Origin of the sequence: Actinoplanes missouriensis 431 (assembly GCF_000284295.1) — a bacterium.
Lineage (GTDB): Bacteria > Actinomycetota > Actinomycetes > Mycobacteriales > Micromonosporaceae > Actinoplanes > Actinoplanes missouriensis.
In genome coordinates this window covers 1,858,527-1,877,766 of sequence record NC_017093.1, presented here as the reverse complement: position 1 = coordinate 1,877,766, position 19,240 = coordinate 1,858,527, and the positions used below count along the sequence as shown (strand labels likewise).

Here is a 19,240-nt window from a genome sequence, read left to right as displayed (position 1 = left end):
AAACCTCGCAAGGCCTGAGGGCCGAATGGACGTTCTTCCCCGCGGGACCGCACAATAAACCCCCTTTGATCAGCTGACGGCCGGCTGAGGAACGACGGACGGGGGTTGGCGCACCAGATGCGGGTCGGCATAACCGGGGTGGGCGCGCACCTGCCGGAGCACGAGGTCACCACCGCCGAGCTGCAGGAACGGGTGTCGGCGCGGCTCGGGCGCGGCCTCTTCGCCCGTCTCACCGGCATCGAGCGGCGGCGGATCGCGGCCGCCGACGAGTACGCCTCCACGCTCGCCCTGCACGCCGCCCGGGCCGCCCTCGCCGACGCCGATCTGGATCCGCTCGACGTCGACCTGCTGCTGTTCGCCTCGGCCAGCCGGGACATGGTCGAGCCGGCCACCGCGCACATCGTGCAGGCCGCGCTGGGCAGCCGGGCGCACGCGCTCGACGTCACGAACGCCTGCAACAGCTTCGTCAACGGCATCGACCTGGCCCGGTCGATGATCCTGGCCGGCCGGGCCCGGCGGGCCCTGGTGGTCACCGGCGAGACCCCGACCCGGGCGATGCGCCCGGCCACCGGCCTGGCCGACGCGCGCCGGTCGTTCGCCGGGTACACGTTCGGCGACGCCGGAGCGGCAGTCGTGGTGGAGCCGGTCGGCCGCGGCGGCATCCTGGACATCGACACCGAGACGCACTCCGAGCACTGGACGGCCGGCGGGATCCCGGGCGGCGGCTCCCGGCATCCGCGCGGGGACGAGCACACCTACTTCACCGGCGACGGGCACCGCCTGCGCAGCGTCTTCGAAAAGGTCGGCGCCGGCATCCTGGACCGGGTCCGCAGCCGCACCGGCCTGGAGCACGCCGATTACGCCAAGATCCTGGTCCACCAGGTGACGCTTCCCTACCTGGACCGATTCGTCGAGGTCACCGGCGTGCCACGGGACAAGCTGGAGATCACCGTGACCGGCCTGGGCAACATGGCCAGCGCCACCCTCGGTGTCCAGCTGGCCCGGATCCACCCCTCACTGGCCCCGGGCGACCGCGTGCTGTTCGTCGGGCTCGGCGGCGGCGTCAGCGTGATGACCATGGTCTGGGAGCGATCGTGAGCCTCTGGGTGGTCGTGCCCGCCTACAACGAGGCGGCCCGGATCAGCGCCACCCTCTACGCGCTCGCGGCGCAGACCGACACCGATTTCACGCTGCTGGTCGTCGACAACGGCTCGGCCGACGGCACGGCGGACGCGGTACGCGCGTTCCAGTCCTGCGCGCCGTTTCGGGTCCACGTGATCACCGAGCCGGAGAAGGGGGTCGGCAGCGCGGTCGACACCGGGTTCCGGCACGCCATCGCGGCCGGCGCGACCCGGATCGCGCGGACCGACGCGGACTGCCTGCCCCGGCCCGGATGGGTGGCCGCCGCCCGGGCCGCGCTGGACGGTGGCGCCGGCATGGTGTGCGGCCGGATCACCGCCCGCCGCGACGAGCACGGTCCGGCCGGGCGGGCCTTCTTCGCCGGGCTGGTCGGCCTCGCGGCGCTCTTCGGCCGGCTGCGCCCGGCACACCGGAGCAGCGGCTACCTGGCGCCGTACCGGATGCACGCCGGCAACAACATGGCGATCACCGCGGCGCTCTACGAGGAGTGCGGCGGGATGCCCCGGCGGCCCTCGCCGACCGACCGGCTGTTCCTGAACCGGGTCCGCAGCACCACGGCGTCGATCGTCCGCAGCCGGACCATGGTGGTGGAGAACTCGACCCGGCGGATCCGGGCCTACGGCGTGCTGCGGACCGCGAAGTGGTACCTCGACCGCGGCAGCGGCCCGCTCACCCCGGATCCGCGATGACCATCGACGAGCTGAACGCCGGTCTGCGTCCCGGCGACGACACCCCGGCGCTGATCACCGGGCGGGGCCGGGTGAGCCGTGGCGAGCTGGCCGAACTGCGTGATCGTTATGCGACATCGCTGCACGCGCGAGGGCTGCGGGCCGGCGACACCCTCGGGGTGGCGGTGCGACCCGGGCCGCGGGTTCTGGCGACGCTGCTGGCCGCGTACCGGATGGGTCTGCGGGTGGCGGTCCTGGACCCGCACGCCGGACCGGACGTGCTCACCGCGCGCCTGGCGCGCGCGAGGCCGAAACTGATCGTCGCGGACGCAGCCGCGCAAGCGGTCGCGTCGTGGGCGGCGCCGCTCGCCCGCCGCGCGGGGCTCGCCCTTCCGGACCTCACGTCGCTGGGGCCCACCGTGACCGTGGGGCGGCGCCTGCCCGGCAACGCGCCCGCGTTGGAGCTGGTGAAGGGCGCTCCGCCACCGGCTTACGAGGGCGACGGGGACGCGGTCATGATCTTCACGTCCGGGACGACGAGCAGCCCCCGAGCCGTCGTGCACACCCGCGCCGGTCTGGCCGCGGGGCTCGGCGCCGTGACCGAGCTGGTGCGCCCTCGTCCGCATCTGCCCATCCTCGGCGGGACGTTCTTCGTGATGCTGCCGGCGCTGGCGGCGGGGGCGCCGGTCGCGTTGCCGGCGCGGCGTGCGAGGGCGCTGGCGAAGCAGGTCCGGGAGCTGCGCCCGCAGGCGACATATCTGACACCGCCGCAGTTGCGGTCCGCGCTCGACGCCGGGGTTCCGCTCACCGGGCGGGTCTACAGTGGATCGGCGCCGGTCTCCGCGCAGCTGCTCAGCCGGGTCCGGGCGGCGGGGGCGGACGAGGCGTGGTGCGTTTACGCGCTGACCGAGGTCTTTCCCGCCGCTGCGGTCGAGGCGACCGAGAAGGCGGCGTTCGACGAGCCCGGTGACCTGGTCGGAGAGTTGCTGCCCGGCGTCCGCGCCCAGCTCCTGCCACCCGGCGCTTCCCCTTTTCCCCCGTCACCCGGCGTTTCTCCGCCGCCGACGTCTTCCCCCTCGTCGGCCGACCCTGCCGGCACCGGGCAGCTTCTGCTGGCCGGCTCCGGCGTGTGCGACCGCTACCTCGGGAACGAACCGCACGAATGGGTCGATACCGGCGACATAGCGCACCTCACCGGCCGCCGCGTGGTCCTCGCCGGACGCACCAAGGACATGATCCTGCGCCGCGCCGAGAACATCTATCCCGGCCTCTACGAACCCGCCCTCCACGTGCCCGGCGTCTCCCTCGCCGTGCTGGTCGGCATCCCCGCCGACGACGGCGACGAACACCTGGTAGCCCTGATCGAAATCAGTCCCGGCACCGACGAGTCATCGGTCCGCGCCGCCCTCCGCGAGCCCCTGCGCCGGATGGGCGCGGCCACCCCCGACCGCGTGATCTTCACGCCCGTTCCCCTGGCCGGCCGTTCCCGCAAACCCGACCGGGCCGCGGCGGCGCGGCTTGCCGCCGGCTTTCCCCCGGGGGTACGCGCATGAACTCCCCAACCGCACCCGAACCGTCGCGCCCCGTCCGGTTCGACCCCGCCGACGTGACGGAAGGCAGAGCGACCATGCGGTTCGCGGTCGTCATCCCCGCGTTCAACGAGTCCGCGTCGATCACCGGCGTGCTGGAGGCGCTCGCCGCCCAGTCCGACACACGCTTCCGCCTGGTGATCGCCGACAACGCGTCCACTGACGACACCACCGCGGTCGTGACTCGTTTCGCCGCCACGGCGCCGTTCCCGATCGACGTCGTCCCCGAACCCGTCCCCGGCGCCGGAACAGCCGCCGACACCGGATTCCGGCACGCCATCGCCACCGGCGCCACCCAGCTGGCCCGCACCGACGCCGACTGCCGGCCCGCACCGGACTGGGTGGCGACGGCACGGGCGTACCTGGACGGCGGAGCCGAAATGGTCTGCGGCCGCAGCGTCCCCCGCCGCGACGAGCACCCGTCGTGGGCCGAACGCACCCTCTATCCGGCGGCCGTCCGGCTGGCCGCCCTCTACGGCCGGTACCGCAGCGCGCACCGCTCCGCCGAGTTCCGCTCGCCGTACGTCCTGGTCCACGGCCACAATCTCGCGATGTCGTCGTGGCTCTACCTGAGCTGCGGCGGCACGGCACGGGAGGCACTGGAGGAGGGTTCCGAGGACGTGACGCTGCTGAACCGCGCCCGCCGCCACACCGACCGCATCGTCCGCGCCGAGGACCTGGTCGTCGAGTCGAGCCTGCGCAGGTTGCGGGCGTGGGGCCCGAAGCGCACCCTGCTCTGGCACTGGGACCGGCGCTGGCGTCCCGCCACACCGGCCGAGGTGCACATCCGATGACGGACCCGTCCCCTCCCCGGGCGCCTTCCCCCGCGTGCGGCCACGCGGCCGTGGATGCGACCGCGACTGCGGGCCGTGCCGGGATGCGCCGGGCGCGGCGGCGTGACCGGCGCGTCTACCTCACGAGCCATCCGGTGCTGTTCGCTCTGCTCGCCGCGACCCGACGCCGACCGGCTGTCCGCCTGGGCGGCACCGTCCTCGCCCACTCCCGGGCCGGCTACCTCGACGGCCTTCTCCGGGTACCCCTGGATCGCACCGCCGAGGGCACCACCGGCGGCGCCGCGGGCCGGCTGACCGGCGGCGGTCTGCTCTTCGACCAGGAGGGCGACGACCACCGTTCGTCGCGCCGCGGCCTGGCCGACGCCCTGAGCGCGGACGGCGTCGAGAAACTCCGTCCGATCTGGACGAGACTGCTGGCCGAGCGGATCGCCCCGCTGGCGGCCGGCCACCCGATCAACCTCGTCGACGTCGCCGCGGACCTGGCCGGCACGACGACGGCCACGATGCTGAACCTGGACGTCTCCGGCCGCGACCTGGCCGCGGCCGCACGCGACGCCGCAGCGGCCGGAGCCCGCGAACACCTCCCCGGCCCACGTCGGCCCGGCACCCGCAGAGCCGCCGCGGCGGCGGCCGCCCACCTCAACGACGTGATCTCGGCCGGCCACGGCGGTGCACCCGACCGGCGCGAGGACGACAGCGGGCTTGCCGCGATGCTCGCCGTCGCCGCGATCAACACCACGGTGGCGGCGCTGCCCCGCGCGGCGGCCTGGTGTGCCGACGCCGGGTTCTGGCCCTACGCGGAGACCGACCTCGACGCCCTGGTCACCGAACTGCTCCGGGCGACCACCCCGACACCGCTGCTCCCCCGGGTTGCCGCCGCTTCCGGCACGATCGCCGGCTGCCCGGTGCACGCCGGTGACCGTCTGATCCTGATCGCCCGGCACGCCGTGGACGCCCACCGCACCGACCCCGATCCCGTCGGGCCCGCACCACCCCAGGTGGCGCAGCTGGTCTTCGGCGCCGGACCGCACGCCTGCCCCGGCGCCCGCCTGGCCCGCGTCCAGATGGCCGACACCCTTGCCGCGCTCGCCCCGTACCGCCCGAAGGTGATCAGCGCCCGTCCGGACCGCCGAAGCGCCCTCCCCGGCTGGTCGTCGCTGATCCTGGCCCCCACTCGATGACGCTCCGGCCCTCTTTGCGTGGGCTCCGCGTCGCCGTGACCGGCGCCAGCGGCTTCTGCGGTGGTGTCGTCGCACGCGCGGCCGCCGCAGCCGGCGCCACGGTGGTCTGCCTGGGGCGGCGACCCGGTCCCGTCGGGGAGCACCGGTACTGGGACGCCACCCGTACCGCACCGGATCTGACCGGAACCGATCTCGTGCTGCACCTCGCGGCAGCGGTGGGTGACCCACCGCCCGGTCGCGCCGCCGAGGCGGCCTTCCACGCCGTGAACGTCGACGGCACCGCCCGTCTGCTGGCATCCGCCGGCGCACGAACGGTGGTATGGGTGAGCAGCGCGAGCGTCTACGCCCCGGTGGGCTCCGAACCCGTCCGCGAGGATCATCCGCTCGGCGGCCTGACCGCTTATGGTCGCACCAAGGCGGCCGGCGAACGTCTCGCGCTGCAGGCGGGCGCGGTGGTGCTGCGCCCGCGCGCCGTCTACGGCCCGGGCGACCCGCACCTGCTTCCCCGCCTGAGCCGAGCGGTTCGCGGCGGTCGCGCGCTGCTCCCCGGACCGGACATTCCGCTCAGTCTGACGGCCGTCGAGAACCTCGCCGACGCCTGCCTGACCGCCCGCGCCTGGAAACCGGGCGCCTACAACATCGCGGACGAGCCGGTCTACCGGCGCGACGCCATCGTCAGCGCGGCCTGCGGCGTCCCGGTCCAGCACCTGCCGATTCCGGCATTCCACGCGGCCGCCGCGGTGTCCGGCCTGGTCGCGCGCCTGACGCGGCGAGAGACGACCATTTCCCGGTACGCGGTGGAGCAGCTCACTACGAGCGTGGTGCTGAACACGGAGAAGGCCGGCGCGCAGGGGTGGGCCCCGTCCCGGACCTTCGCCGACTACCTGTCCACCCGCCCGTAGCGCGGGCTCGCGACGGGCGAGCCGGCTGTCCCGCGCCGGCGCGGGAGGACGGTGGCGCGGGAGGACGGTGGCGTGGGAGGACGGTGGCGTGGGAGGACGGTGGCGCGGGAGGACGGTGGCGCGGGAGGACGGTGGCGCGGGAGGACGGTGGCGTGGGAGGACGGTGGCGCGATGGGCGGCACGGTCAGCGCGCTGAGACGTACATTGCTCGGCGGGTGGAGTTGCGGGCCAGATCGATCGCTGTCCGGGCCAGCAGATTCGCGCCGTCGATCACCGCCTCGTCGGCAGCAGTCGTCCGCGCCGCCACCGTGAACTCGTGCGTGTGCGGCATCGCCTCGGCACCGCGCAGCGCGATCATCGGGTGGATCGACGGCACCACGTGACTGACATTGCCCATGTCGGTGGACGCGCTGTTCGCCCCCAGCGGCAGCACCACGGCGGTCCGCCCGAAGTCCGCGAGGTGGGCACCGTACGTCTCCATCAGCCACGGATCGTTGCGCAGGTCCGCGTAGTCCGGCCCGGCCTGCCGGAACGACACTTCCGCCCCGGTCGCCGTCGCCCCCGCCGTGAAGCAGTCCCGCACCCTCCGCCGCAGCGCGTCGAGCTGATCGATATCGGGCGCGCGCACCTCGTAGTCGAGCACGCTCACCTCCGGGATGATGTTGGTGACCGCGCCACCGCTGCGGACGAATCCGGCGATCCGGCTGCGGGGAGGCACCTGCTGCCGGAGCAGGCCGATCGCCACCTGCGCCACGGTCGCCGCGTCAGCGGCGTTCACACCGTCCCAGGGCGCGCCCGCCGCGTGCGCCGGCCGTCCGCGATAGGTCACCTCGAACCGCGTGCACGCCTGCGTGCTGTCCCGCACCCCGGCGGTGTCGATCGGCCCGGGATGCGCCATCATCGCGACGGTCACGTCATCGAACGCGCCGCGCTCCACCATCAACTGTTTCCCACCGCCGATCTCCTCGGCCGGAGTGCCGAGCAGCTTGACGCGGAACCCGTACCGATCGACGACGGCCTTGAGCCCGATCGCCGCGCCGGCCGCGATCGCGCAGATCACGTTGTGCCCGCAGCCATGACCGATTCCGGGCAGCGCGTCGTACTCCGCGCACAGTCCGACGGTCAGGTCGCCGTCGCCGTACTCCGCGGTGAGCGCGGTCGGCAACGCGCAGACGCCCTCGGTGACCTTGAACCCCGCTGACCGCATCAGCTCAGCGAGCTTGGCCGCCGAGGCGTGCTCAGCGAAGGCCACCTCCGGCTCGTCGTGGAGGCTGTGACTGAGAGCGACCAGCCGGTCCCGCCACTCGCCGACGGCTGCGCCCGCGACGCCGTACCACCTGCCCGCGCTCATCCGCGCTCCTCTCGCCGCAGAGGTATGTACCCCCGCTGCGGATCCGCCGCCTGTCCGATCACGGACAGGTTGCAGTGTGGCCACGCCCGCGTCCCGCCACCCGACCAGGAACCACCTCTGAGCTGCGCAAACATCACAGTCAAAAGATCACGACCCAGGGGTACGGGTAAGCCTCGTCACGCCGTCAACATAGTTGACGGGGGCCGTCAACAATGTTGACACTACGACGGTAACCATTGCTGTCCGAAAGCGCTTAGTCATGCCACGGCTCGCCACCCTGCCCCGCCAGCTCCTCTGGTTCATGCTGGTGGGTGCCCTCAGCACGGTGCTGCAGACCCTCGTCTACGTCGGCGTGCGCGGCATCGCCCCGGCGACGTGGGCCAGCTGGATCGCGCTCCTAGCGATCACGCCCCTGAACACCGAGGCGCACCGCCGGGTCACCTTCAACGTCACCACCTCGGCGATCGGCCGGCTGCACTGGGAAGCCGGCCTCACCTCGGTCGCCGTCTACCTGGCGAACCTGGTCGTCGCGCCATGGTTCACCGGCATCGCCGGGCCGCACCCGACCTCCCTGGAGGAGGCGCTGATCCTGGCCCTCACCGGGAGCCTGATCGGCGGCCTCCGCTACGTCCTGCTGCGCGGCTGGGTCTTCGCCCAGCATCGCCACCAGCCGAGGGACGCCGCAATTCCCCACGCCGCCGGCCGCGCGCCCCGGTCATCGAGCCCGCACCAGACCGACATTCCCGAAATTTCGGCAGAAGATGGCCAATCAGCCTCCGTCGCCGTCAAGCTGATCGGCGACGGCGCGACCGGCGGGTGTGAGCCTGCCCGGCGCCACCGACTGGGACTCAGGCTTCTCCGGCGACGGGGTCGTCACTGTCTAGCAGCCGCTGGATCGCGTCTCCGTACAGCGCGACGATCGCCGGCCGGTCGGCGCGGCTCAGCACCGGATCAGCGACCAGCCAGTACGCGTTGATCAGACCCGCGAACTGCGCCGCCACGAGACGGGCACGCAGTTCCGGGAAGGCGCCGCCGATCCGGTCGGCGAGCGGGGCGACGAAGACATCGTGCATCGACGACCGCAGCCGCTGCTTGATCTCGGGCCGATCAGAAGCGGTCAGCATCGCCCGGTAGATCCCAGCGACCGGGCGGTCCGACGCGTCCAGGACGAAGCGGACCAGCTCCCGCCCGATCGACTCGATCGGTCCGGCGAGGATCCGGGGCAGCTCGCTGGAGACCGAGACGGTGGCGAGGAAGAGGCCCTCTTTGGATCCGAAGTGGCGGATCACCAGCGCCGGGTCGCACCCGGCCGCCGCCGCGATGCCGCGCACCGTGGTGCCCGAGTAGCCGTCGCGGACGAACAACTCGGCCGCCGCCCGATGGATCGAGTCGCGGGACGGGATGTTCTGCGGCTGCACGATCCCAGTTTAGGTCGGCGCCCCAAATCCGCCGGATGGCCGCCCGGTCTAGTGATCATGGGCCGAACGACCCGGCCGGCCCGGAGAACCGGACCGGCCGAGTCGCATCACATCACCGCGGCGAAGCTGATCAGCTCCCCGAGACGCTCCGGCGCCGGCGGCCCAGCATCAGCGCCCCCACCCCGAACAGCACCAGCGCGGCTCCCCCGATCACCAGCACGGCCACGTTGGTGCCGGTCAGCGCGAGAGCTCCGCCACCCGTACCCCCGTTGGCCGGAAGGGGCTCGCCCAGGGCGACCGGCTTGACCGAAACCGACGGCGAAGCCGAGGCCGAGCCCGAAGGCGAAGCCGAGGCCGAGTCGGCCGGCGCCGAACCCTGCGGACCCTCGGAGGAAGAGCCCCCGGAAGAGGAGCCGCCCGAAGAAGACCCGCCGGAAGAAGACCCGCCAGAGGACGAGTCACCAGAGGACGAACCACCCGGCGAGGACGGCGAGGACCCCGGTCCGTGGTCGCCCCGGTCACGGTCATCGCCGTGGTCATCAGACGACGAGCCTCCGCCCGGCGCACAGGCGCTGACCGAAAGGTATCCGAGCGCCACATCGAGCAGACGCGCCTTGCCCACGGTCACCTCGACGCGCACCGTAGCCGCCTCAGCGCTGACGGTGCGCTTGCCGATGTCCGAAGTGGCCTCGCCGACGGAGACCCGTACCCCGATCCCGGACTTCTCGTGGTGCCCGCCGGGCAGGCTCAGCGAGCCGTCCACCCCGAGCGACAGGTCAGCGCCGGCGTCCTGCAGCACGTTGACCTGCTTGCCGCCGGAGCTGACCTTGAGCACGGCAGGCTTGTAGTCGACCCGGGACTTGTGCTGATCGGCGGCGGCGACCACCTCGAGCGTCGCCTGGTTGACCACCTTGATGCCGATCTCGTGCGGCGTGCCGGCGAAGAGGCTCAGGTCTCCCAGGGCAGCGCCGGCGCCGGCGCGCACGCCGACCTGACCGCCTTTGATCCGGACGAGATCCGTGGCGCTCTGCGTGGAGCCGCTCGGCCCGGCCCGCAGCAGGCTGGTCTTCCGGGACAGGTGCGTCGCGTCGTCGACGGCGTGCAGGACCGGTGCGCCGTGCTTGCCACCGAGAACGGACAGCCCGGCGAGCATCGTGGCCGAGCGGGTGAGCGGCCCGGTCTTGCCGCACCGGTACCCGTCCTCCCAGGTGGCCTCCGCCGTGGCGGTGCCCGACTTGACGACGCCGAGCCCCGCCACGCCGACGGTGGCGAGGTCGACGCTGGCCGGTCCCTTGCTCCGTGGCGCCGTGGCGATGGCGGACGCCTGCCCGGTGGAGATGCCGAGCAGTTTCGCGTCGGCGTACCGGGCGGTGGCGACGGCCTTGTGCAGCTTGGCGCCGCTGTCGGCCTCGCCGCGCGAGGAGCCGAGCCGGACATCGGCGAGCGCGGGCAGGTCACGGTGCAGCGGACCGGGGTCCAGCACGGCGATCTTGGCGAGGTCGGCCTGTGTGCGGGCGGTGAACGCGGCGGTCCGGCAGTCGGTCGTCACCGCCGCGGCGGGCACCGCCGGTACGACGAGTGCGGCCACGACGGCGGCTGTTGCGGTCTCCGCCGCGCGCCGTCGGCGGGGCAGCGGGATGGGGCGACGAGCGATCGGCATGTGTCTGCCTTCCGGGTGGGGAAGATGTCCGATCTCTCATCGCGATGCACCCTTTGTGAGCTACGGGAGGCTCATGGACAACTCACTATGAGCGCATACCGGCAAAAGGGATAGACCACCGCATCACCGTTCGAATCAACGATCCGATCGGTCCTCGGGATAGCTCGCGCCACCGGTGGATTCCTCGGTCAGCGGCCGAGCCCCACCCTCCGGCGGACCCGCTTCCGACTGCTTACCCGCGGCAAGCTGCGGGAACTTGAGGTCGAACGCCGGCCGCTCGGAACGGATCCGGGGCATCCGGTCGAAGTTGCGCAGCGGCGGCGGGCTCGAGGTCGCCCATTCGAGCGAGTTGCCGTAGCCCCACGGGTCGTCCGCGGTCGCCACCGGACCGGCCTTGTACGACTTCCACACGTTGTAGAGGAACGGCAGCGTGGCGATACCCAGGACGAACGCGCCGATCGTGGAGAACATGTTCAGGAACGTGAAGCCGTCGGACTCCAGATAGTCCGCATACCGCCGGGGCATGCCCTTGCTGCCCAGCCAGTGCTGCACCAGGAACGTCGCGTGGAAGCCGATGAAGGTCAGCCAGAAGTGAACCTTGGCGAGCCGCTCGTCGAGCATCCGGCCGAACATCTTCGGGAACCAGAAATAGATCCCGGAGAAGACCGCGAACACGATCGTCCCGAACAGCACGTAGTGGAAGTGGGCCACCACGAAGTAGCTGTCGTGCACATGGAAGTCGAGCGGCGGCGAGGCGAGCAGCACCCCGGTCAGGCCGCCGAGCAGGAACGTCACCATGAACCCGACGGCGAACAGCATCGGCGACTCGAAGGTGAGCTGCCCCCGCCACATGGTGCCGATCCAGACGAAGAACTTCATCCCGGTCGGGATCGCGATCAGGTAGCTGAGCAGGCTGAAGAACGGCAACAGTACCTGACCGGTGGCGAACATGTGGTGCGCCCAGACACTCATCGAGAGCATCGTGATCAGGACGGTCGCGGCGACAAGCGTCTTGTAGCCGAAGACCGGCTTGCGGCTGAAGACCGGGACGACCTCGGTGATGATGCCGAAGAACGGCAGCGCGATGATGTAGACCTCGGGATGGCCGAAGAACCAGAACAGGTGCTGCCAGAGCATCGGCCCGCCGGTGTTCACGTTGAAGACCTGCGCCCCGAGGACCCGGTCGGCGGCGAGCGCGAACAGCGTGGCGGCCAGGAACGGGAAGACCAGCACCACCAGCACGCTGGTGAGCAGGATGTTCCACGTCATGATCGGCATCCGGAACATGGTCATGCCGGGCGCCCGCAGGCAGATGATCGTGGTGATCATGTTGACCGCGCCGAGGATCGTCCCGAGGCCGGAGATGGCCAGGCCGACCACCCACATGTTGCCGCCCACGCCCGGCGAGTGCTGCCCGCCGCTCAGCGGCGTGTACGCCGTCCAGCCGAAGTCGGCCGCGCCGCCCGGCACCAGGAAACCGCCCACCGCGATCAGCCCGCCGAACAGGTAGAGCCAGTAGGCGAACGCGTTCAGCCGGGGGAACGCCACGTCGGGCGCGCCGATCTGGATCGGGACCACGAAGTTCGCGAACGCGAAGACGATCGGCGTCGCGAAGAGCAGCAGCATGATCGTGCCGTGCATGGTGAAGAGCTGGTTGTACTGCTCCGGGGAGAGCACCTGCATGCCGGGCCGGGCCAGCTCGGCACGCATGATCAGCGCCATCAGGCCGCCCACCACGAAATAGGCGAAGGACGTGACCAGGTACATGATCCCGATCTGCTTCGCGTCGGTGGTGCGGATGGTGCGAGCCAGCCAGGAACCCCGGATCTGACGCCGGACCGGCCACGGCCGGGTCTGCACGGGGCGAGGCGCAACAGCGGTCATCGAAAGCCCTCCCTGCCTGTTCCTACTCCCCGGCCCCCGCCTTGCCAACCCGCCCATATTCGGCGATATGGATCAACCCCCGCGCCGTGCACCATTCGCACAACCGCGCGACACTAAATGATCTTTCGATTGCACAACTTGTCCACTGTTTCGCGCTTCGGTTGTGCATCCTGCCCGCCGTGCGGACGCTATTCGCCATGATCGACCTGGATGGGACCGTCACCGTTGCCGAGTACCTCGGACTCCGCCTCCGTCACGCCGGAGTGGAGCACCTGTTCGGCGTACCCGGCGACTTCAACCTCAACCTCCTCGACGGCCTGGCATTCGTCGAAGGCCTGCGCTGGGTCGGTTCGCCCAACGAGCTGGGCGCGGGCTACGCGGCGGACGCCTATGCGCGGCGGCGCGGCCTGAGCGCGCTTTTCACCACGTACGGGGTGGGCGAGCTCTCGGCGATCAACGCGGTGGCCGGGAGCGCCGCCGAGGACTCGCCCGTCGTGCACGTCGTCGGCTCGCCGCGCACCACGACGGTGGCGGGCGGCGCGCTCGTGCATCACACCATCGCCGACGGGGATTTCCGGCACTTCGCCCGGGCGTACGCCGAAGTGACCGTCGCTCAAGCGATGGTGACCGCGACCGACGCGGGCGCGCAGATCGACCGGGTCCTGCTCGCCGCGCTCACCCACCGCAAGCCGGTCTACCTCAGCATCCCGCAGGACCTCGCGCTGCACCGGATCCCGGCGGCGCCCCTGCGCGAGCCCCTCACCCCCGCGTCCGATCCGGCCGCCGTCGAACGCTTCCGCACCGCGGTGCGCGATCTCCTCACCCCCGCGGTACGCCCGATCATGCTGGTGGGCCAGCTGGTCTCCCGGTACGGCCTGAGCACGCTCGTCACCGACATGACGACCCGCTCCGGCATCCCGGTCGCCGCTCAGCTCTCCGCGAAAGGCGTGATCGACGAGAGCGTCGAGGGGAACCTCGGGCTCTACGCGGGCAGCATGCTCGACGGCCCGGCGGCGTCGCTGATCGACTCAGCCGACGTGGTGCTGCACCTCGGCACGGCCCTGACCGCCGAGCTGACCGGCTTCTTCACCCACCGCCGCCCGGACGCCCGCACGGTCCAGCTGCTGTCGACGGCGGCGCTGGTGGGCACGACCCGCTTCGACAACGTCCTCTTCCCCGACGCGATGACCACCCTCGCCGAGGTCCTCACCACCTTCCCCGCGCCCGCCCGCCTCGCGGCGCCCACTACCCGCGCCGAGCCCACCGGCCTCGCCGCGTCCATCACCCCGCCGGCGCCCTCCGCTGTCGACCTCACCGCCTCCACCGCTACCGACCTCACCGCGCCCACCGCAGGCGACATTTCCGAAATGTCGCGCGTCCTGACGCAGGACGCCTTCTGGGCCGGGATGCAGGCCTGGCTCCCCGCCGGGCACGCTCTCGTGGCCGACACCGGCACCTCCTACTGGGGAGCGCTGGCACTCCGGCTGCCCGGCGACACCGTCTTCCTGGGCCAGCCCATCTGGAACTCGATCGGCTGGGCGCTCCCCGCCGTCCTCGGCCAGGGCCTCGCCGACCCGGACCGCCGGCCCGTCCTGGTGATCGGTGACGGCGCCGCGCAGATGACCATCCAGGAGCTGAGCACGATCGTCGCGGCCGGTCTGCGCCCGATCATCCTGCTGCTGAACAACCGCGGGTACACCATCGAGCGCGCGCTGCAGAGCCCGAACGCCGGTTACAACGACGTCGCCGACTGGAACTGGCGTGCCGTGGTGGCGGCCTTCGCCGGCCCGGACACCGATTATCACCACGCGGCCACCGGCACCGAGCTGGCCAAGGCGCTGACCGCAGCGTCCGAGTCGAACCGCCCGGTCTTCATCGAGGTGGAGCTGGACGCCTTCGACACCCCACCCCTGCTCCGCCGCCTCGCCGAACGAGCCACCGCCCCCAGCTGACCCCTCCGGCCTTTCGCCGCCCCTGCCCGGGCTGGAAAGGCCGCGCCGGCCCAGGCCGCGGGCCACGAAGCCGTGCCGGCCCAGGCCGCGGGCCACGAAGCCGCGCCGGCCCAGGCCGCGGGCCACGAAGCCGCGCCGGGCCAAGCCGCGGGTCGCGCGGCCGCGCCGGGCCAAGCCGCGGGTCGCGCGGCCGCGCCGGGTCAGAGGGCGAGTCGCGCGGCCGCGCCGGGTCAGGGGGCGAGCCGCCAATCCGGTGGGTCGGCGGGGTGGAGGCGGAGGTCGTCGACGGCGAAGGTGCGCACCGGGCCGGGCGGGGTGTGCGGTCCCTCGAAGCGGACCGTCACCCGGCCCAGCCCGCTGCCCCACACCCAGCCGGCCCCGTGCTCGTCGTGCAGCACGTCCTGGCCCGGCCGCCACACCGGAATCGGCGCCACACCCGTGGCGGGTGCAGCCACACCCACGGCGGGCGTGACCCCGGAAGCGGACCCATCGCCGGAAGTGGACTCATCGCCCGAAGCAGCCTCCGCATCACCGCCGGCGAGAGCCACCGCCGCCGCTCCAAGGTCCGGCTCGCCGGCCGCGCTCATCACGGGCTCGGGCGATGACGCCGGGCCCGCGAAGTGCTCAGGCGATGACGCCGGGCCCGCGAAGTGCTCGGGCAGCGACGTAAAGAAGCCGTCGAGCAGGCCCGTCGAGAAGAGGTCGTCCTGGGCGAAGTCCGCAAGCGTCGACACGCCCACCCCGAGCAGCCGCACCCCGCCCGACGTGTCGACCTCGGCCAGCAGGCGGCGGGCCATCTGGGCCACGAGGCGGCCGTCGTCGGTCGGCTGGTCGCGGGTGACCGCCCTGGTCACGGTCGTGAAGTCGGGATGGCGGACCTTGATGTTGACGGTCCGGCCGGTCAGGCCGCCGGCCTTGAGCCGGCCGGCCACCCGGGCGGCGAGCAGGTCGAGCTCCCGGTTGAGGCGGGCCGGGTCGGCCAGGTCGACGTCGAACGTCTCCTCGGCGGACACCGACTTGGCCTCCCGCTCGCTCACCACGGGACGGTTGTCCTCGGCGCGGGCCAGCCGGAACAGCCCGTTGCCGTGCGCCACGCCGAACCAGTCGACGAGGTCGTCGAGGGGGATTCTCGCGAGGTCGCCGACCGACCGTACCCCCGCGCGGTGAAGCCTTTGCTCGGTTGCCGGACCGACACCGCCCAGCGCACCCACCGGGAGGGGGTGCAGAACCGTGAGCTCCTCGCCGGGCGTGACCACCGTCAGGCCGTCGGGTTTGCGCAGCTCGGAGCCGATCTTGGCGAGCAGCTTGGAGGAGGCGGCGCCGATCGAGCCGGTGACGCCGCCGGTGGCGTCCGCGATGTCACGTTTGAGGCGGAGCCCCAGCTCGGTGACCCCATGGGGCGTCAGGTCGTGGTCGCCGGCGGTGAGATCGAGGTACGCCTCGTCGATGCTCACCTGCTCGACCAGCGGTGTCACCTCAGCGAGCAACGCCATCACCACCTGGCTGGTCCGCTTGTAGGCCGCGAAGCGGGGTGACAGGTACGCCGTACCCGGTGGGCAGCGTCTCCTGGCCTGCGCCATCGGCATGGCCGAACGCACGCCGAAGGCCCGTGCCTCGTAGGACGCGGTGGACACCACGCCTCGGCCCGCCACGCCGCCGACGACCACGGGTCTGCCCCGCAGCGACACCTTGTCGCGCTGCTCGACGGCGGCGAACATCGCGTCCAGGTCGACGTGCAGGATGCTCGGCTCGCCCCTCACGACCGCAGCCTATGCCGGGGGTACGACAACAACTGGGAACGCTCACATCGTCGTAGATGCGGGACGACCTGCGGGATAACGGTTTTCCCGGAAAAGCGAACTTTACAGCGCCGGAAATCCTGTGCCACGATACGGCTCGATCGAGCGATGTAACAGCGTGTGACCACACCGAGGCCGGGGACCAGCAGAGAAGAGCGGATCGTGACGGAGAGTCAGATTGCGACCGCGCCCGACAGTGATCTGGTCCGCGCCGCGCAGGGCGGCAGCGTCGGCGCCCTCGACCAGTTGATCACCGGGCACCTGCCGCTGATCTACAACATCATCGGCCGCGCGCTGAACGGGCACCCGGACGTCGACGACCTGGTGCAGGACACCATGCTCCAGGCCATTCGCAGTCTGCGCTCCCTCCGCGATCCTGACCGTTTTCGATCATGGTTGATCGCCATCGCGTACCGCCGGGTCCAGATGTATCTGCGCACCCGGAAGATGACCCTGGCCCGCCGCCACACAGAGCCGGTCGACGTGCCCGACCCGCTCGGCGACTTCGCCGAGCGGACCACCGCCGAGCTGGTCGTCGCCGACCAGCGCCGGGAGCTCGCCGAGGCCGGCCGCTGGCTCGAGGAGAGCGACCGGGAGCTGCTCGCGCTCTGGTGGCAGGAGGCCCGGGGCGATCTGAGCCGCGCCGAGCTGGCCGCCGCGCTCGCGGTGAAGCCGAAACACGCCGCGGTCCGGGTGCAGCGGATGAAGACGCAGCTCGACCTGGCCCGCGGCGTGGTCCGCGCGTTGCGAGCCCGTCCGATGTGCCCGGAGCTGGCGGACACCATCCGGTTCTGGGACGGCAGCACCGGCTCGCTGTGGCGCAAACGCCTGGCCCGGCACGTGCGCGACTGCCCGAAGTGCCACGTCCACCAGGCCGGCATGGTCTCGCCGGAGCGTCTGCTGCTCGGTGTCACGCTGCTGCCGGTGCCGGCCGCCCTCACCGCGGCGGTCCAGGGCGCCCTGCACGGCGGGGGCGCCGCGGTCCAGCCGGCCGCGCTCAGCATGGTCGCGAACGTCACCGCGCTGGTGCAGCAGAAGGCCCTGGTGATCGCGACCGCGGTGACCGTGGCGGCCGGTGGCGGCTTCGCCTACGCGGTCCTGCACGAGCCGGCCGAGCCGGACGCCCCGGTGGCGGTCGCGCCGCCCCCGTCCGCCCCGTCGGCGCAGGTCCCGGTCACGGTCCGGCCGTCCGCGGCGGCGAGCCCGAGTGCCTCCGCCGCGCCGTCCGCCTCGTCCTCGGCGAAGGCGAACCCGCCGGCCGCCACCCGGGCCGACATCTACGTGGCACCGGGCGGCGACGACGGCGGTGACGGCAGCATCGGTCGTCCGTTCGCGACGATCGGCAAGGCGGTCGCGGTGGTGAAGCCGGGGCAGACGATCGCGTTGCGGGGCGGCACGTACCGGCTGACGAGTCCGATAACGATTACTACGAGCGGTACTGCCGCGCAGCGGGTCACGCTCACCGGCTACCGCGGCGAGCGGCCGGTGATCGACGCGTCCGCGATCCCGGCCGGCAAGTGGGCGATCACCCAGGAGGCGTCCTACTGGACGGTCCGGGACCTGGAGATCTCCGGGGCGCCCGATCAGGCGTACGTCTGCCGCTCCTGTGTCGGTGGGGTCTTCCAGCGTCTCGTGATCCACGGCAGCGGGAGCGCCGGGCTGATGCTGCGCGACGCCGGCACGAGGGACAACCAGGTGCTGGACAGCGACTTCTACGACAACCGGGGTTCCGGCCTGGCCGTCCAGTTCGGCGACGGCGGCGGCAACCTGCTGCGCGGCAACCGGGCGTTCGCCAACGGCGGCGACGGCGTCAACCTGGGCGCCTTCAACGGCGCGGTCGGCGTCGAGTACACCTGGTCGTTCGGGAACGGCGCGAACGGCTTCGCGCTCGGCGGCGGCAGCCCTGCCGCCACCGGCGCGCACCGGGTCCGGCACAGCGCGTCCTGGGGCAACAACGGTCACGGCTTCGTCGACGAGGGCAGCGTCGCGGCGATCGAGCTGAGCAACAACACCGCGTTCCGCAACACCGGGCTCGGTTTCGCGATGACCACCGCGCCGGCCGTGCTGCGGCGCAACGTGGCGGCGGAGAACGATCAGGGCGAGGTCTCGCTGTCCTCGGGGGCCAAGGCGGACGGCAACAGCTGGCAGGAGCCGGGCACCTCGTTCGAGTCCACCGACCCGGGCGGCACCGACGGCGCACGGACGAGCTCCGGCGGCCTGCCCGCCACCGACTACCTGGTGACCGGAAACGGCAAGGGCGCCTCGATGTCCGGCTCCTAGACCGTCCAGTCCGGGTACGGATCCTCGGCCGGCTCCGGCATGGGCGCCCCCGCGGCGGTGGCCCGCAACAGCACCGAGGTGCCGTCGGCCGCCACGATCCGCAGCCCCCGGGGCGCCTTGCCCCGCGCGTCCGGCGGGCCGAGACCGTCCAGCGCCACCACGTGCCACTCGCTCAGCGCCGCGGGCCGGGCCGCGTCCAGCAACCGGGCGGTGAACACCGCGATCCGGTCCGCGCGGGCCGGCCACGGCAGCACGTCCGGCGTCGGCAGGACGTTCTCCCCCGGCCAGATCGCACCCCACAGGTACGCTTCCGCGCCGCTCGTGTACCGCACCCGGACGCCCGCCGGGGACGGTCCGCCGGCCACCGCGTCGGCGCCGTACCGGGTGACCGCCGCGATCTCCGGGTGACCACTCCCGGTCAGCAGCCGTTCGATGACGTCGAGCACCTCGCCGAGTCGCACCGGCCGCCTCCGATCGTGTCCGGGCCCGCGGCCAGTCAACGACGGCGCGGCGGACCCGGATCGCCCACTGTGTGCGTTTCGGAGAGTGGCGGAGCAGAGTCATGCTGTAGTGGCGCCCGTGATCCCGTACTGAACCGGTTTGGGAACGGCGATCAGGCGGG

Annotated in this window: 14 protein-coding genes and 1 pseudogene; 9 read left to right on the top strand and 6 right to left on the bottom strand. The window is 72.3% G+C overall.

From position 1 onward, the window contains the following. Window positions 1-117 precede the first annotated feature (117 nt). From AMIS_RS08710 to AMIS_RS08685, 6 genes are read left to right on the top strand one after another with little or no spacing between them, the layout of a single operon-like run. Entirely contained in the window at window positions 118-1,098 is a 981-nt protein-coding gene (locus AMIS_RS08710; RefSeq protein WP_014441850.1) for a 3-oxoacyl-ACP synthase III family protein, read from the top strand. After that, entirely contained in the window at window positions 1,095-1,829 is a 735-nt protein-coding gene (locus AMIS_RS08705) for a glycosyltransferase family 2 protein (RefSeq protein WP_014441849.1), read from the top strand. Before AMIS_RS08710 ends, AMIS_RS08705 begins: the two co-directional genes overlap by 4 nt. Continuing rightward, window positions 1,826-3,361 (top strand): class I adenylate-forming enzyme family protein, encoded by a 1,536-nt coding sequence (locus AMIS_RS08700; protein WP_014441848.1) that lies wholly within the window; start codon window positions 1,826-1,828, stop codon window positions 3,359-3,361. Before AMIS_RS08705 ends, AMIS_RS08700 begins: the two co-directional genes overlap by 4 nt. A 53-nt stretch (window positions 3,362-3,414) precedes the next feature. Next, entirely contained in the window at window positions 3,415-4,191 is a 777-nt protein-coding gene (locus AMIS_RS08695; protein ID WP_231859258.1) for a glycosyltransferase family A protein, read from the top strand. Next, the gene (locus AMIS_RS08690; protein WP_014441846.1) at window positions 4,188-5,372 is read left to right on the top strand and encodes a cytochrome P450; all 1,185 of its coding nucleotides are present in this window, start codon (window positions 4,188-4,190) and stop codon (window positions 5,370-5,372) included. The genes AMIS_RS08695 and AMIS_RS08690 overlap by 4 nt, the downstream gene beginning before the upstream one ends. Next, complete coding sequence (locus AMIS_RS08685) at window positions 5,369-6,274, top strand: NAD-dependent epimerase/dehydratase family protein (RefSeq protein WP_014441845.1); 906 nt, start codon at window positions 5,369-5,371, stop codon at window positions 6,272-6,274. Before AMIS_RS08690 ends, AMIS_RS08685 begins: the two co-directional genes overlap by 4 nt. 184 nt (window positions 6,275-6,458) lie before the next feature. Here AMIS_RS08685 and AMIS_RS08680 read toward each other — a convergent pair whose 3' ends face one another. Next, entirely contained in the window at window positions 6,459-7,625 is a 1,167-nt protein-coding gene (locus AMIS_RS08680; RefSeq protein ID WP_014441844.1) for a M20 family metallopeptidase, read from the bottom strand. A 259-nt stretch (window positions 7,626-7,884) separates the two neighbouring features. Here AMIS_RS08680 and AMIS_RS43970 point away from each other — a divergent pair. After that, window positions 7,885-8,265, top strand: a pseudogene (locus AMIS_RS43970) (GtrA family protein); the annotation flags it as partial. Window positions 8,266-8,473: 208 nt separating this feature from the next. Here AMIS_RS43970 and AMIS_RS44575 read toward each other — a convergent pair. The 3 genes from AMIS_RS44575 to ctaD all read right to left on the bottom strand — a co-directional run bounded on the left by AMIS_RS44575 (window position 8,474) and on the right by ctaD (window position 12,587). Continuing rightward, window positions 8,474-9,043, bottom strand: coding sequence for a TetR/AcrR family transcriptional regulator (locus AMIS_RS44575; protein WP_014441842.1), 570 nt, complete (start codon window positions 9,041-9,043; stop codon window positions 8,474-8,476). Window positions 9,044-9,173: 130 nt separating this feature from the next. Next, on the bottom strand, window positions 9,174-10,703 hold the full coding sequence (locus AMIS_RS43615; RefSeq protein ID WP_014441841.1) for a hypothetical protein: 1,530 nt from the start codon (window positions 10,701-10,703) through the stop codon (window positions 9,174-9,176). Window positions 10,704-10,838: 135 nt separating this feature from the next. Continuing rightward, a complete protein-coding gene (gene ctaD / locus AMIS_RS08665) occupies window positions 10,839-12,587 on the bottom strand; it encodes an aa3-type cytochrome oxidase subunit I (protein WP_014441840.1) in 1,749 nt (582 codons plus the stop codon). 197 nt (window positions 12,588-12,784) lie between these two features. Between ctaD and AMIS_RS08660 the strand changes: the two genes are divergently transcribed. Then, window positions 12,785-14,539 (top strand): alpha-keto acid decarboxylase family protein, encoded by a 1,755-nt coding sequence (locus AMIS_RS08660; RefSeq protein ID WP_014441839.1) that lies wholly within the window; start codon window positions 12,785-12,787, stop codon window positions 14,537-14,539. 230 nt (window positions 14,540-14,769) lie between these two features. Here the strand turns inward: AMIS_RS08660 and AMIS_RS08655 are convergent, their stop codons facing one another. Next, entirely contained in the window at window positions 14,770-16,299 is a 1,530-nt protein-coding gene (locus AMIS_RS08655; protein ID WP_014441838.1) for a DNA polymerase IV, read from the bottom strand. Between the two features lie 201 nt (window positions 16,300-16,500). Here AMIS_RS08655 and AMIS_RS08650 point away from each other — a divergent pair, with 201 nt between their 5' ends. After that, window positions 16,501-18,618 (top strand): sigma-70 family RNA polymerase sigma factor, encoded by a 2,118-nt coding sequence (locus AMIS_RS08650; RefSeq protein ID WP_051041874.1) that lies wholly within the window; start codon window positions 16,501-16,503, stop codon window positions 18,616-18,618. On the opposite strand, the gene AMIS_RS08645 is transcribed toward AMIS_RS08650, so the two are convergent. Further along, the gene (locus AMIS_RS08645; protein WP_014441836.1) at window positions 18,615-19,079 is read right to left on the bottom strand and encodes a hypothetical protein; all 465 of its coding nucleotides are present in this window, start codon (window positions 19,077-19,079) and stop codon (window positions 18,615-18,617) included. The two genes, AMIS_RS08650 and AMIS_RS08645, sit on opposite strands and share 4 nt — an antisense overlap. Between the last annotated feature and the right edge of the window lie 161 nt (window positions 19,080-19,240).